The following is a 15167-nucleotide window of genomic DNA, read 5'->3' on the forward strand; positions in this document are numbered from 1 at the left end:
ACCTAGATTAAAAAACAGGAGGAAGGAAATGAGAGCTTTACTCTCTTTGCTGACAGTTTTATCCATAAGTGCTGCTCAAGACAATCTTATGGTGGTAGGCAGGGTTTTGGGATATGATCCTAGGAAGGGTATCCTGAGGGTGGATGTAGAAAGTGGTGCGTGCAGAGGCGTGCAAGAGTTTACCTATACAAAAGGCATGAACCCATCAATCCTTGTCAATAAAAGGGCGATGATCCTCCTAGATTCTTCTCACTGTGAAGAAGGTTCTAAGGTGGTTCAAATAATAGTGGAGGGTGAAAGATGAATAGCCGGAGCTCTTTGCTCCTCTTTGTAACCCTTATGCTTTTTCTCTTCTTCCCTTCCTCTCAGCGCATAAAGGCGGCCAGTATCAACAATTACTGTTACGTCCCCCCCTTCGTGGGAACTGCAGCAGCGCCCAACGTAATGCTTCTTATAGACGTAAGTGGTTCCATGTCTTGGTGTGCTTACAATCCGCAAAGTAATAAAAGTTTCTGTTGTACCAACTCTTCAGGCTGTGGATGGACTTATAAAGGCAATGAGGAAGGCTACTTTGACCCCAACAAAGTATACAGATATAATTCATCACAAGGATACTGGGAAGAAACTACGGGAACTCCAGCACCTTGTCCAAAAAGTGCGTATACATGCTCTGTGTTGGGGTGTGTTGAGACTATTGACAAAACTAAGATCTACTCAGGTAGCTGTCTTAACTTTCTGTACATGACGAGGATAGACTTAGTAAGATGGGCTCTAACGGGAGGAACGCCAGATAGCTGTCCAACGGATGTAAATGAAAGTCCCCAAAACAATATAAGAAGGTGCGATCCAGAAACTTACGGTCAGCCAGGTAGTCAAGTGAGTTGTGACAGTTATGGGTGTGTTCTCAAATCGTATCTTGGTGCTAGGGTGAAAGTTCCTTGGAGCAGGATAAACTCCGCACTACTTTTCCAGTTTAAAAACCTTTCCCTCAAGCCTCGCATAGGTGCTATGTTCTTCAGCGATGCTGGCATTAGAGATAAGGCAAGCGTTTACATAGGAGATTTTACAGGGAGCAACAACTTTGATTCTCTTAATCCTTATAAAAACACTATAACCGCCGTAAACACTGAAGATCCATATGGTGCTACTCCCACGGCACCTGCTCTGTGGGATACTTACAACTACTTTGCACAGCAAAATCCTCAGTACGGAGGTCTCAAACCTCAGAGTGGACAAGGTGATCAATGGAAAAACCCCATGTACCAGTGTTTTGATTCCAACAACGATGGTCAGTGTCAAGGTAGTGAGCTTAAACTAGTTCCGTGTGCCAAAAACTTCGTGATACTTATGACGGACGGCCAGTGGAATGTAGGAGGACCACCTGATAATGTTGACGTGGCATGCAGTATAGATTACGGTTTTGAGCAGTATTCTGCAGATCCAGTGGTTCCCGCTTATTGGCTTCACAAGAAGGGATTTACCAATCAAAAGACGGGTATATACTCCTACGTGGAGGCTGTTTACGGTATAGGACTCTTCCTGGGAGGTACTGGAGAGAGAGCTCTTAAGAATGTAGCTATGTATGGTTCCTTTGATAGGAGCAAGAGCTGGCCAGACAATCTGAGTGGTTATCCACAGAATACATGTGTTATGGATGACTGTGGATATGGAAAAGGTAGTGGATGTACTCCTCTTCCACCCTCTTCTCCAGACTGGGATAAAAACGGCGATAATGTACCCGATACTTTTTACTCAGCATCCAATGCCATTGAAATAAAACAGGCTATTTACAATGCTTTCTTGGACATTCTACGTAGGTCTTCCTCAGGAGCTACGGTTGCGGTTCTCACCTCCAGATATCAAACGACAGCTACAGTTCTTCAACCTCTTATGCTTCCCAGCTATACCACACCTACAGGTGATACCATCAAGTGGCTGGGTTTCTTTAGAGGTTACTGGGTTGACCCTTCGCAACAGTTTAGAGAAGATACTGTCATGGACAAGATACTTGTTTTACTGGGTACTTATAGAGACAAGATTTTTCAGTACTTCTTTACATCTTCAGGAGAGACAAAGGCAGCTATAGTAACAGACCAGTGTAGTAAAGAAGCAGAAAAGACGCCTCTTGGACCCACCAACCAGGGACTTCATCCAACCCTCATGTTTGACTGTAAACTAGCCATAACTGACAAGAACAGTAGAAGGATCTATTACCACGATGGTACAGGTAACCTAAAAGAATACAAAGGTAACCTCAGTGATGTGCGCAGCATATGGTCTTTGGTGGACAATCAAACACCTCAGGACATAAGCTCAATAGTAGACTACCACCGTGGGGCATACTTTAACCCACCTCCTAACAATTTCGTGAAGAGAAACAGATATTTCGACGTATCAAACTTCTGCCCTTCTTATCAACCTGGATCTAACACCACATGGAAGTTGGGTATGGTGAATGCTTCCACACCCTCTGTTATCAGTAACCTTCCCCTTAACCTCAAGTGGATTTTTGTTTACAACGACGATACTTACAGGCAATTTGTAACTTCTGATGATTATAAAAACAGGACTGGTATAGCGGTAATTGGATCATATGACGGTATGCTTCATTTCTTTAGAGTAGGTTATATGAAACTCACCAACGACACACAGGCCCCCACCAAGGCGGTAAACGCACCTAACAACGACGCACAGGATCTTTTAGAAAGGGAAGAGTTTGCCTTTATACCTTACAACGCTCTACCTTATATGCTGTGGTATGGGACAAACGACTATAATAACTGTCCTGTACCAATTGTTGATTACAGAAGTTATGCCTTTGATGCTTCCATAAACGGTGATCCTAATGCTCAAAAAACCAAAGACTCTTGGAGAACCTTACTGCTGGGTGTTATGGGTCTTGGTGGTAAACGGCTGGGTAATTTTAGCTCTTCCGTATTTTTGCTGGATGTTACAGATTTTATGAAGAATCCTTCTCAAAATATGCCTAAGCTCATGTGGGAGGTAAAGCTTTCCAACGGTACTTTAACCACTTCTTTCCCTGCAGTCTTGAGGTTAGGAGAAAGAGACAAAAACGGTGAGTTTTGGGTTGTTCTCGGTGATGGTCCTAAAGATCCTTACGCTGACAGCTATGATAAGTTTGTACAGAATCCTAAGCTTTACTTCATAAACGCGAGAACAGGTCAGGTAAGGGAGGTTAACATACCTATACCTCCCAACACCTACGCTGCGGTAGGGGACATATACACTGCCGATCTAGATTTTGATGGTGCGGACGATGTGATATACTTCGGTATGTACGGCTACGATAAGAACAACAAAGTGTGGGGAGGTTTCTACAGAGTAGCTCTTAAACAAGGACAGGGATATAGATCTATAACCAGCATATCAAGCAGCGACATCAAGGAAGCCGTTAGTCTCAGCACTTTTAAAACCAACAACAACACACCACCTGTATTTGGAAGACCAGCGGCTACATTAGATGATAATGGTAATCTCTGGGTATATCTGGCAACAGGTCTTTACACAAGTTCCCAACACAGGATCCTCACATACTCTAACTATATCATAGGTTTCAAAGATCCATGTTGGGATTCCAACAACAGAACCTTCCTACAGAACTGTGGAACCTCCGTGAAACAGAGTGATCTTTTGGATAGAACTAACTTCCAGCTCACTTTTTCGCAGGTGTTGGAACAGGAAAATGTTTGTTATTGTGATAGTAACGGTTGCGGCAGCCAGACAGTTCCTGTAAGAGTTGTTCCTGATAACTGGAACGATGCTATGAATCTACAGGGTAAAAATGGATGGTACATAACCCTTAACGGTATGATGTCTTACTCTTCTGTATCCATATACGGTGGTATAGTTTACGTAAGTGCCTACCAACCCAACGAAGATGTGTGTAGTGCAGGAGGAAACACGTATGCCTACGGCCTATACTATCTTTCTGGAACGCCTTACTTTGACATACCTTTTGTAGCAGTGGGTAATGTTAGTGGTAACAAAGTCAATCCTTCCATACTCCTCGGTTTAGGCGCATCTCCTTATGGGCAAGTCTTTCAGGTATCTCAGACAAGTTCTAAGGGTGCTGTTCTTGTGTTCCAAACATCCACAGGATCATTGGGTACAAAACAGATCCAAACAGCAGAAGAACAGGCTACGAGGTTCATACTATGGATAAACAAATGAAAAAGGGCATGACGATTGTAGAACTGGTGATAGTTATAGCGATAATCTCTATACTCATGTCTTTCGCTTACTCTTGGATAAGAAGCTTTATTCTAAGGGAGCGACTGAGAGAGGCAGCTTATGATATAAAAAGCCAGCTGGATGACCTCAGAATGAGATCCTACACAGGTAACGTAAGCTGGTGCGTTAGGATAAATAACAATGCTAACTCTTATGAAATAAGAAATAGAGATTTTACAGATTGTGGCAGTCAAGGTAATCTCGTGAATACTATAAATTTACCACCTGGCGTGAGGTTTGGCAGAGACGTATTCCTTTGCTTTAGTAGAATGGGATACCCTGTAAACAACGTGTGTGGGTTTGGTGCAGACAGGATAGTACTTACCGATGATTTAAACAGGAATTCTGTGATATGTATAAACAGATACGGACGTATAACGGTATTACATGACACGGATCAGTGTCCTGGAGGATAAGTATGCTAAACAAGAGACATGGTTTTACAATACTGGAGATATTGGTAGCTACGTTAATAATTATGCTGGTAGGTATAGCTCTTCTTACAGGCATACTACAGTATAACCGTTATAGTATGAAAGTTCAGGCTAAAAGAGAAGCGGAGAAGATATTACAAAGTATGGCAGATTACATTAGAAGTCTCCCTTACGATTCATGGCTTTTAAATCCCAATGATCAACTCCATTACTGTAATGACTGTATATACAACAGAGCATTTTGTGATGCACAACAAGGGTCCTGTAGCTTTATGCAACCTTCTGGCGGGTTTGATCCTGACGGAGATGGCCTCCCCTCCATAATGGACCCTTACTACGGCAACAACAACTGTAAACAGGTAGTTTTAAACCAGCAGGGGAACATAAACTGTGAGAGTTTTGGTGCCTCTTACAAGTATAGGGGACCTACGGAAAACATGGCGGGATGGTTACGCCTTGTGCCGGACTTCTTAAGCGGAACTTCCTTCTGTAGGTGTGCTCTTGGTAACTGTAAGAAGAGTGATGGCACTGATGCGCCTTTGGTAGCACAGATAGGATCAGGCACATATTACAACAACTTAGACTTTTTACCAATAAGATGTTATTATGAGTTTAACACAGGGCAACCAGTAGGTGGTAGTGTTTGGACCGGTAAAACACTTTCTATGTACGCTGGTATGGTGGTGGTAAACTACACAACACCTAAAGCACCAGTAACAATAGTAGGTAAAGCCATAGGCGTAATAGTGTGGTGGTTTGACCCTGTAGACCATAACTACCGTTATGTTTATAAGATCATCTTTAGGGAGAAGCCATGAGGGACAAAAGGGGTATGACGTTGGTGGAGCTTCTGGTGGGTATTGTATTGTTTGTTATACTGGGCGCAGGTATCATAACTCTATACAGGACCTTTGTAGCACAGCGTATAGCCTCGTCCACTCTCGTAAAGACCGAGGGAGATCTCATTTACTTTCAACAACTTTTAGAGAGAATAACCAAAAACGCTGGCTTTGGTATACCTGCAAATCAGCAAGTGTTTAGCTACGACAACGGAGTCTTTTCCTTCAACAGTCTTGCAGTACGTCAGGAGAACGGCATAGGATGTTGGAGGACTTCTACTTTCACCGCTCCCTCTGACATAAACGGAAGGACGTGTCCCAACGACGGATATAACATATGTTTGGATTCTCAGAAACGTATAGCCCCTCCCGACAGAAGTGTAGCATGTTTCTTTACAGGTAGCAGAACTTTAGATGATTTAGGTGATTTTCTTGTAAGGATATTCACAAGTGATGACAACCTTCCAAGAGAGTGTTTAGACGAAAGAGACGAAACATCCGGAAGACCAAAACTCAAGAATCTCATGATTCAGGTAGGAAACGATGTACCTCAACCAATAGTATCTTGTGTAAGCGATTTCAAAGTAAGATTTCTGGTGCAGGATCCCAATAATGGTATAGTAAAGATTCAGGATTCACCTCCAAACGATGTAAGACTTCTTAAAGGTGTAAGATACTGTTTCTTTGTTCAGCTTATAGAAGAGAAGAGAAAAGAGCCTACAAAGGAAGTAGTAACATCATACATAATAAAATCATATATACAACCTACCTTTTCAAATGAATGTGGTGGCACACCTATAAGTGTACAAAATTGGGAGGCCGTAAAATGGGCAACTGTAGAGATGAACGTAGAGCTGCCCAACTTAAGATGAGACAGAGAGGTGTGGCCCTTGCTGGTGCCCTTCTGATAGCCCTTGTGGTAGCTTTGGGTTTAGTGCTTTTGTTTAATATACTCACTAGGTTCTTCAGAGCAGGGGAGAGTGTAAGAACTTACACCACCATCCAAGCTGCTGCCGAAGGGGGTGTCCAGTTTGCCCTCTCTGTCATGCCTCAGTTAGTAGAAGAATTTATACCAAACAGATGCACTACCTTAAACCTTCCGTGCAGGGTAGAGGGTAGAAGTAGTTGCAGCAATACTGTGCAGGTGTGCTACGAAGGGTACTCTTACGTAGGTGGCACTGAGGTAAGCGGAGCAATGTATGAACCTTTAGGTGGAACTGCTGCCAAGGGACTTCTTATAAGGATAATATCAACGGCTACAGCCGATGGTCAGTCTGCCCGTGTGGAAGCTCTAGTGAGACGATAGAAGGTAACACTATTCTAAGTAACACCTGAAGGGGCGCACATCAACGCTGCACACCACTTTGAGTTGAGGGGATGAACTGAAGTAACCTTTAACCAAACCTGACGTCAATATACCAGAAGAGGAACACTCTACCTGTGTGGCTTCCATAACCACGTTACCTGCCGGTGTGTTGTAGTGGGTACAGTTAGGAAATCTTTTATCACCTACGGGGTTACTGTATACCTCCTCACCGTTAACAGCGCAGTAAGAAGAGATATCTGCCATACAAGCCCGAACTCGTGGTAGAACGTAAGAGATAACCTCCGCTCTACGCTTTTGGTTAACATACTGAACTACAGCTATAGAAGAAAGGACCGCAAGGATAGAGACGACTATGATAAGTTCTACTAAAGATACCCCCCGCGAGCGGGGGGATGTATGAACACACTTCATTGCGCTTCAATGGTACATCTTATAGAGCTTGTACCTTGTTCAGCAAAGCACCTTGCCCTGTAATCATTAACACCTGCTAAGGTGGCAACTATACCGTTATTATCATTAGCAGCACCAAAGGTGAGAGTACCATCTGCGTTGCATTTAGGAGTACCGTTAGCAGATAGTGTTACTGTACCACCGGCAGTGGAAAATGTTACTTGATTTTGATTTTGATTTTGATTTTGATTATTGCCAGTGGTACCTCTGCAGTTAGCTGCCGGTGAACCCTGACCTACTACAGTCTGTATGTTTGCTCCCGGATTCTCCATACAGAAAGCTGCAAGGTCCATTATACATCCTCTAGCTATCGGTTCTGCGTAGGAGCTTACCTTAGCTTTCCTTTGATAGGAAAGATACTGAGGTATAGCCAATGATGCCAGTATGGCTATGATGGCTATAACCACTAGCAGTTCAATGAGGGTGAAACCTCTCTCGTGTCTCATGGCGTTACCTCCTCCTTTTGGTTTTTTCGGGGGGCCCCCCTTCTACCACTATTATTTTAGGTCCTCTCCACATAAAAAGCAATACCTTCACGTTCTTTTCACGTTATCCTCTCCCTGAAGAACAAGCAGAAAGGCTAGGAGTATGCCTACAAGACCCAAGAACTTTAGAAGACCTACGCTAAGAGACATAACGTAAAGGGACGGGAGAGGTAAAGACATACCCAGTACCGTGTAGAAGTTTCGTGGAAGAGATAGCTTCAGAAGATAGCTTGCCGGAGTCTTTTCTGTATAAAAGACGAAGGAGTAGTAATACGCCACAATGGTTGCTAAAGAAAGTATGAGGTTAACAAAAGATGCTATAGATGACACCTGTAATATGTTGTAGAGGAGTTGGCGGAAATCTTCTGACATAATGGAGTACCTTAACAGAAGATACAGAAGGGTGGTATCCAGCCAAAGAACTACAAGACGCGCCATCGGCATACGCCCTATGTGTTCCGGTAGTTCTTCTATTCTGAACTGACAGATTCCAGAGAGATTCTCCTCTATGATATCCCTGCTCTGAGCCTTAATTTGGACTACCACCTCTGATGTTTCCTGAAGGAGTTGTTGGTACACTTCGTGAGGTTTCACCCCTAATTCTATGAGCTTAGTGATGAGCTCTTCTTCATTCTGTATGTTGTATATAACAACCTTGAAGAGTTTCATTGTGTCAGCACAGTGGGTGTTATGAAGATGAGAAGCTCTGTGTCACTCTTGTTCAACCTCTCTTGACCGAAGAGGTACTTAAGAAGCGGTACACGAACAAAACCTGGTATACCTTCGTTGGTGGTGTAACTCTGGTTGTCTATTACACCACCTATCACAAGTGTTTGTCCATTCTCCACAATTACCTTTGTCCTGACTTCCTTTTTGTTTATAGCCGGCCCCTGTGGTGTTTGAACACCTAAAGTATCCCTCGTAAGGGAAAGGTCCAAGAGAATTCTACCGTCGGGTGACACTATAGGAGTCACGTCAAGCTGAAGTACAACGTCCTTGAACTGTATGTTGGGTACTGCTGTTCCACCAGCTCCTACAGCAGCGGTAAGGTATGGAACCTGAACACCTTGCTTAATGGTAGCCTTTTGACCATTTATGGCTACTATAGTGGGCTTTGCTAAGCTTTTCGCCAAATTGACCCTCTCAAGTGCTGATATCCTCAGGTTAAGGGCATTGATGATACCTTTTTGATAGGTGAGAGTGAGTATGCCTCCAGGATTGGGTGACAAACCTGGTTGCAGATAAGGGGGAGTTAAAAATAAGTTGCCTGGAGTAGGGGGCGAACCTATCCCTATGTTGCTTCCTACACCACCGGACCATGCTTCTGGAAGCCGTGCACTGCTGAGAAGCATATTCCAGTTTATACCTAGTTCTCGCAAGGCCTCCTCTCTTATCTCCACTATTCGCGCTTCTATGCTAACTCTAACAGGTTGGTCACTTATGTACTCTTTAAATCGCTCCCTTATCCTCTCTATAACCTCGGGATAATCGGTCACCATAACCGCGTTGAACTCCTTCAGGATAGGTGTTGGGGTAGACGGAGATTGTTGTTGCTGCTGCTGTGTCTGTTGCTGTGGTTGTGTGTAGGCACCGCCACTGAGGATAAGACCACTTTCCGACCTTAAAGGTTCTATCATCTTTATGAATTCTTCTGGTGATATGTACTTCAGGTAAAATATGGCGGTAACGGGTCTGCGCTCTGTAGGTTGTCCTGATAAAAGTCCCTTAAGTATATCTTCGTATTTCTGAATGTTTTGGGGTGTGTCTGTAATAACGAGGGCGTTAAAGGAAGGGACTTCTGTGATGAAGGTTTTGGGATTAGTATACGGTAAGATTCTCCTCTTAGCTTCGTCCAATGGAGCGTATTTTATGTAAAACACCTTTGTTATCCTTTCCTCTTCTTGTGCAGAAGGTAAAGCCCTAAGATCTTTAAAGGAAGCTTCCAGCCTCTTTATCCGTGATTCTTCATCTCTCACAAATATTTTCTTCAGAGTTCTGTCTAATACTACTTCCGCTGAGGGACTTACCCTACTCTTGAGAATCTGAATCAGTCTGTTTATCTGTTCGTCGCTCATAGAGGAGATATCTATGGTGAGCTCTCCCGCTTTCGTTATCCTGTAAACTTTAGCGTCCACAGGCACGGCTATGAGGTTGTACTCTTTGAGAATTATGTTGAAAGCCTCACCCACGGGTATGGGTCTGTATATAGCTACACTTACCGTTTTCTGAAGCTCCGAAGAGATCTGTGGGTCAAAGATAATGTTCAGTCCAGATACCTGAGAGAGTGCTTTCAAAACGGTCTCCAGCTTTACGTTCTCAAACTTCATTTCCCTGACGACGGAGGAGTAAGCAAAGGCTATAAGTAGAAGGACGATAAAGAAGACCTTCCTCATTTTTTCTGCCCCCCTTCCTCTACTTTTTTAAGATAATTTCTTGGATTCTTGTCCACCTTCTGGGTCTTCACACTACCATCTTTGTTCTCAAACACGACATAGTTCTCCACTTTTCCGTTCTTCTCAAGGACGATGTACCCCACCACTGCATCTGGGTCCGCAAAGTTTTGAGCAAAAGCTACGTTTACAAACATTAGAAGTATAAGTCTCCTCATAGCTTTTCCTCCTCCCTAAAGATAACCTTTATGGTCAGTTCGCCCTTCACCTTGCCTTTCTCTCCTCTGGAAAGGCTCAGGGACTGGGGATACGAAACTACACCACCCCTTTCTAAGGCTGTTAAAAATGTCCTCACCCTCTGAGGTGTTCCCTCAAAGACTAGCTTCAACTCTCCTGTAGGATACTCTACAGAAGGTTTTGCTGGTTTAACTTCCTTCTGCTGTTTCTGCTGCTGTTGCTGTTGTGGTTGCTGTTGTTGTACTACGGTTACTTTTTTCCTTTCCTTATCTTCAAGCACGTAACGCGTTTTCTGAGGGGTAGAGAGATTTACGGAGAGAATGACCACACCTGTAGATCTGGCCATCTGACCTATTGCTCTTATCACAGATCCGCCATCCTTTACGGTAGGTATTTGACCCACTACGGCCTCCAGCTCAGCCTGTTTTTGTCTTAGCTGTGTTTCCATCTCTTCCTCTCTTTTTTTAAGATTCTCCAAAGTACGTGGGTCGGATGCCACCTTCAGATTTTTTATCTCCTGTTCCAGCTGCGCTTTTTCTCTTCTCAGGCTCTCCAACTTCTCCACGTTGGGAGATACCAGCATCATCCATACGTAAGCACCTGCCAGTATGGGCAGAAGAAACAGGAGGATGTACTTCTGCCACTGAGGTAACTGTTCCCACTGCCTCCTGAGGCTCTCCATTACCTCCCCTCCGTCTCTACAGCTATCTTGGCGGTATAGTACTCAAAACCGTAGGGGTTTACCTTCCTTTCCATTTGGTTCACAAGAAGAGACCTGTTGCTCTGACTGACACGGCGAGTGTAACTGCCGATGGAGGAGTAATCTAGAGACTCTACACTTACCTCAGCCTTTATGAGACCTGTAGCCATATCGAGATTTTGCTGATAACTGTTTACGTAAAGGGTAGGTGGCATGTAGTCCAGCAGATGTCTCATGGTGTTGTTGAAAGACAGATAGTACCCTTTCAAACCCATAAGGATATCCTTACTGTCCTCCACATCCTTTAGGCTCTTTTCAAGGGTTTTTATACGTTCTTCCAACATCTTCTTCTCTTCGCTCAGTTTTTTAGCCTTTGCCTGAAGGAACTGTTTCTGTACTCTCAGATCCTGGAGTTCCCTCTCCTCTTCTTCCAGCCTTCTGCTTATGTGTAAATGGTAGAGAAACAGTAAAACGGGTACCGTCCAGAGAAGTAAGGCTGCGTAAGGTAACACTCCTTTGGGTAGTCCCTTGACTGCCGTTGGCTTGCCCACTGGAAAGGGCATCCTAAAGGAAGGTTTGTCCCTTCTTTCCTTCACCAGGTTTATTCTTATCACTCCGTTACCCCCCTCAAACTTAGCATATAAGGAACCAGCATACTGGGTTTAACATCACTTATATCCAGTATGCCTAGGACGGGCAGGTTCCCCAAAATGCTCTCCAACAGATCCTCATCGGAAAGGGCCACCCCTGCCAAGTACACGTTGGAAAGATCGTTGATGACTATGTAGTTCCTCACCTCGGTAAAGAAACTTTCCAGATACTCCTCATCCCGATTCTTCAGGTAGTCTCTTAAGCTCCAATGAATCACTGAGTAAGATAGAGCTAGGGGAGAGAAGATGGTGAGTATACTGTAGTCCCAGTCGGTGTAAAGTATGGAGAAAGATTCAGGTAAGCGAAAGTAAAGGCCGTAGTTAATGAGAGCCAGCACTTCGTAATCTAAAATCTTTAGCTTTAAACCCGCCTTGCTGGTAATTCCTTGAAGTCTTTTTACCGACTCTTCTCTGGCTATACAGAGAAGCACCATGTAGTGTCTGTCTTTGGAGGGTTTAAGAACGTAGTAGTCGTAAAGGGACGGTTCTTTTATAGTGGAAAGTTCCCTGCTTACAGCCCAGCTTATGGCGTTTTTAAGGTCTTTCTCGCTCATAGTGGACGGATACCTGTAAAACTTCAGGAGAGCCTCGTCCACTGAGAGAGCCGCTATAACCTCCTTACCGCTCAGAGAGTGTTTGTTAACCAAATCCCTCAGCACCTTTATCTTTTCTTCAGGATCGTCCACGTCAAAAAGAACCTCTACAGGTTCCCATAGGGGTTTCTGTGTTTCAGGAGAAAGCTCCAGAAGCCTTAGGTAATGGGAACCTATCTGGAGAGAAAGACCCACCTTACCTTTTTTCAGGGAAGGTAGCTTAATTTTGGGAAGAGAAAGAGCAAGCTTCACACTCTGGCGCCTCCTTTGTTCTTCTCTGCTTCCACCACCACCAGGAGGGTTTTGAGGACGGAGTCGGGATTAAGGGATATGCTGTCTATACCTTCCTCCACCAGGAACTGGGCAAAGTCGGGGAAATCAGAGGGACCCTGTCCGCATATACCCACTTTCTTACCTTTCTCCTTTGCCACCTTTATGAGCTGGGATATAAGCCTTTTGACAGCTTCGTTACGTTCGTCATAAAGGTGAGCCACCAGACCTGAGTCTCTATCTAGACCTAAGGTTAGCTGAGTAAGATCGTTGGAGCCTATGGAGAAACCATCAAATATCTCCGCAAACTTATCGGCCAGTATAACGTTGGACGGCAGTTCCGCCATCACGTACACCTCAAGACCGTTGTCGCCTTTCTTAAGTCCGTACTCTTCCATCACCTCAAGGACCTTCTGTCCTTCCTCGGGTGTCCTGCAGAAAGGTATCATCACCTTAGTGTTGGTAAGACCCATCTTGTTTCTGACTCTCAGTATGGCCATACACTCTAACCCGAAGGCTTCTTTATAGGCTTCTGAATAGTAGCGGGATGCACCGCGCCATCCCAGCATGGGGTTTTCCTCTTCGGGTTCAAAGAGATCACCTCCTATGAGACCCCTGTACTCATTGGACTTAAAGTCGGAGAACCTTACTATCACAGGATTTGGGTAAAAGGCAGCGGATATCTTGGCTATCCCATAAGAAAGCTTCTTTACAAAGTACTGGGCTTTATCTTCGTAGCCAAAGGTGAGATTCTCTATATCCTCCAGAATTCTCTTAAGGTTAACCTGTCTCCTGTCTTTACCCTTTGCCAGCTTACTCTTAAGGGGCTCTTTGGCAAAGCGGTAAATGTGGGACATACTGCAGTTACCCTTCTCGTCCACTAATCCCTGTATATGTAGTTCTTCGTACAGAGCCTTAAGATCCTGGTAATGGAGAAGGGCCAGAGGATGTACCTTTATGTAGTTGGCTATGATAAACTCCTCCCGCGCCAGACCCACACCATCGTTGGGTATGAAAGAGTACCTGAAGGCAGCTTCAGGATTACCCACGTTCATCATTATCCTAGTGTTGGGTCTGGGTAAATCCTTAAGGTTTATCTCCTCCACTTCGTAGGGGACGTACCCTTCGTAAACGTATCCTATCTCACCTTCCGCACAGGACATGGTGATCTCCATACCAGTGCTGAGGACCTCTGTAGCCTTGTGGGTACCTACTATGGCCGGTATACCCAGCTCCCTGGCCACTATGGCGGCGTGAGCGGTTCTTCCTCCCCTGTTGGTTATTATACCGGCTGCTTTCTTCATAACAGGTTCCCAGTCTGGGTCCGTTATGTCGGTAACCAGTATTTCACCCTCCTGGAACTGACCGGCATCCTTAAGATCGTGTATGACCCTCACTTTCCCGTGGGCTATCTTGTCACCCACCGCTATTCCATATAGGATGCGCTTTTTGGCGCGTTCTTCTATAGGTTCTAACAGTTTGTAGACTTTGAGAATGTTCTCCTCTCTGCGAGAGTGGACAGTTTCTGGGCGTGCTTGTACTACAAAGAGCTGGTTAGATAGTCCGTCCTTCGCCCACTCTATGTCCATAGGTGTCCAGCGCCCGTTCTTCTTGCTGTAGTGCTCCTCTATCAGTATGGCCCACCTTGCCAACTTCAGTATCTCATCATCCTCCAAAGCAAACTTCTTTTGCTCCGACAGAGGTACGTTAACGATCTTGGTTCTCTCAGGCCCAGTACCGTAAACCATCTTTCTGTCTTTTCTTCCCAGTTTTTTTTCTATGATGGCTGAGTAACCTGCCTGCAGTGTAGGTTTGAAAACCATATACTCGTCGGGTGTGACCATACCCTGTACTAATAGCTCTCCTAGACCGTAGGTGGCGTTTATAACCACCACGTCTTTGAAGCCTGATTCTGTATCTAACGTGAACATAACACCTGAAGCACCAAGATCGGATCTCACCATCTTCTGTACACCCATAGCTATGCCTACCTTAAAGTGGTCAAAACCGAAGGATTCTCTGTAGGATATGGCTCTGTCTGTAAAGAGAGAGGCAAAACCGTTCTTGACCGCCGTCAGTACGTTCTCCGCCCCCACTACGTTCAGATAGGTTTCTTGCTGACCTGCAAAGGAGGCATGAGGTAAATCCTCCGCGGTGGCAGAGGATCTTACTGCCACGTCTACTGCAAAGGATCCATAGCGCTCGGAAAGCTTTCTGTAGTACTCTTTTATGAGATCTTCAAGACCCGGAGGAAACTCTCCACCCTTTATAAGTTCTCTTATCTGGTAACCCCTTTTGGCCAGATCCTCCGTGTTCTTAGGATCAAGGCCAGACAGGATTTTCTTTATCTCCGTCTCCAACTTGTTGTACCTTATAAACTCGTAGTAAGTTTCTGAGGTAACCACAAAACCGTAGGGTATGTTTATGCCCAGCTGGGAGAGGTTACGGATCATCTCACCCAGGGAGGCATTTTTACCCCCCACTAGGGGGATGTCCTCTATACCTACCTCGTCCAGCCACACCACGTATCTCTTCATTCCA

The 15167-nt window shown here is 44.7% G+C and carries 15 protein-coding genes; 6 read left to right on the plus strand and 9 right to left on the minus strand.

The annotated features are described in order from the left end of the window. The first annotated feature begins 28 nt into the window (after nucleotides 1-28). From THAL_RS00170 to THAL_RS00195, 6 genes are read left to right on the plus strand one after another with little or no spacing between them, the layout of a single operon-like run. On the plus strand, nucleotides 29-304 hold the full coding sequence (locus THAL_RS00170) for a hypothetical protein (protein ID WP_012991080.1): 276 nt from the start codon (nucleotides 29-31) through the stop codon (nucleotides 302-304). Beyond that, complete coding sequence (locus THAL_RS00175) at nucleotides 301-4191, plus strand: pilus assembly protein (protein ID WP_012991081.1); 3891 nt, start codon at nucleotides 301-303, stop codon at nucleotides 4189-4191. Before THAL_RS00170 ends, THAL_RS00175 begins: the two co-directional genes overlap by 4 nt. Further along, the gene (locus THAL_RS00180; RefSeq protein ID WP_012991082.1) at nucleotides 4176-4667 is read left to right on the plus strand and encodes a pilus assembly FimT family protein; all 492 of its coding nucleotides are present in this window, start codon (nucleotides 4176-4178) and stop codon (nucleotides 4665-4667) included. Before THAL_RS00175 ends, THAL_RS00180 begins: the two co-directional genes overlap by 16 nt. Before the next feature lie 2 nt (nucleotides 4668-4669). Next, nucleotides 4670-5503 (plus strand): type II secretion system protein, encoded by an 834-nt coding sequence (locus tag THAL_RS00185; protein ID WP_012991083.1) that lies wholly within the window; start codon nucleotides 4670-4672, stop codon nucleotides 5501-5503. Next, the gene (locus THAL_RS00190; protein WP_012991084.1) at nucleotides 5500-6396 is read left to right on the plus strand and encodes a PilW family protein; all 897 of its coding nucleotides are present in this window, start codon (nucleotides 5500-5502) and stop codon (nucleotides 6394-6396) included. Before THAL_RS00185 ends, THAL_RS00190 begins: the two co-directional genes overlap by 4 nt. After that, nucleotides 6393-6830 carry a hypothetical protein gene (locus THAL_RS00195; RefSeq protein ID WP_041434021.1) on the plus strand — a complete coding sequence of 146 codons (438 nt, stop codon included), beginning with the start codon at nucleotides 6393-6395 and terminating at the stop codon, nucleotides 6828-6830. The genes THAL_RS00190 and THAL_RS00195 overlap by 4 nt, the downstream gene beginning before the upstream one ends. Before the next feature lie 9 nt (nucleotides 6831-6839). Here the strand turns inward: THAL_RS00195 and THAL_RS08235 are convergent, their stop codons facing one another. From THAL_RS08235 to ppsA, 9 genes are all read right to left on the minus strand, one after another. After that, the gene (locus THAL_RS08235; RefSeq protein WP_012991086.1) at nucleotides 6840-7262 is read right to left on the minus strand and encodes a type IV pilin protein; all 423 of its coding nucleotides are present in this window, start codon (nucleotides 7260-7262) and stop codon (nucleotides 6840-6842) included. Beyond that, complete coding sequence (locus tag THAL_RS00205; protein WP_012991087.1) at nucleotides 7259-7747, minus strand: type IV pilin protein; 489 nt, start codon at nucleotides 7745-7747, stop codon at nucleotides 7259-7261. Before THAL_RS00205 ends, THAL_RS08235 begins: the two co-directional genes overlap by 4 nt. Before the next feature lie 87 nt (nucleotides 7748-7834). Then, a complete protein-coding gene (locus THAL_RS00210; RefSeq protein WP_012991088.1) occupies nucleotides 7835-8455 on the minus strand; it encodes a hypothetical protein in 621 nt (206 codons plus the stop codon). Continuing rightward, complete coding sequence (locus THAL_RS00215) at nucleotides 8452-10179, minus strand: type II and III secretion system protein (RefSeq protein ID WP_012991089.1); 1728 nt, start codon at nucleotides 10177-10179, stop codon at nucleotides 8452-8454. The genes THAL_RS00210 and THAL_RS00215 overlap by 4 nt, the downstream gene beginning before the upstream one ends. Next, a complete protein-coding gene (locus THAL_RS00220; protein ID WP_012991090.1) occupies nucleotides 10176-10394 on the minus strand; it encodes a hypothetical protein in 219 nt (72 codons plus the stop codon). Before THAL_RS00220 ends, THAL_RS00215 begins: the two co-directional genes overlap by 4 nt. Then, the gene (locus THAL_RS00225) at nucleotides 10391-11095 is read right to left on the minus strand and encodes a hypothetical protein (RefSeq protein ID WP_012991091.1); all 705 of its coding nucleotides are present in this window, start codon (nucleotides 11093-11095) and stop codon (nucleotides 10391-10393) included. Before THAL_RS00225 ends, THAL_RS00220 begins: the two co-directional genes overlap by 4 nt. After that, a complete protein-coding gene (locus THAL_RS00230; protein ID WP_012991092.1) occupies nucleotides 11095-11727 on the minus strand; it encodes a THO complex subunit 5 in 633 nt (210 codons plus the stop codon). Before THAL_RS00230 ends, THAL_RS00225 begins: the two co-directional genes overlap by 1 nt. Next, nucleotides 11724-12608 carry a type IV pilus biogenesis protein PilM gene (pilM, locus tag THAL_RS00235; protein WP_012991093.1) on the minus strand — a complete coding sequence of 295 codons (885 nt, stop codon included), beginning with the start codon at nucleotides 12606-12608 and terminating at the stop codon, nucleotides 11724-11726. The genes THAL_RS00230 and pilM overlap by 4 nt, the downstream gene beginning before the upstream one ends. Beyond that, on the minus strand, nucleotides 12605-15163 hold the full coding sequence (ppsA, locus tag THAL_RS00240) for a pyruvate, water dikinase (protein WP_012991094.1): 2559 nt from the start codon (nucleotides 15161-15163) through the stop codon (nucleotides 12605-12607). The genes pilM and ppsA overlap by 4 nt, the downstream gene beginning before the upstream one ends. Between the last annotated feature and the right edge of the window lie 4 nt (nucleotides 15164-15167).

The organism is Thermocrinis albus DSM 14484 (assembly GCF_000025605.1).
In the GTDB taxonomy this organism is placed as follows: Bacteria; Aquificota; Aquificia; order Aquificales; family Aquificaceae; genus Thermocrinis; species Thermocrinis albus.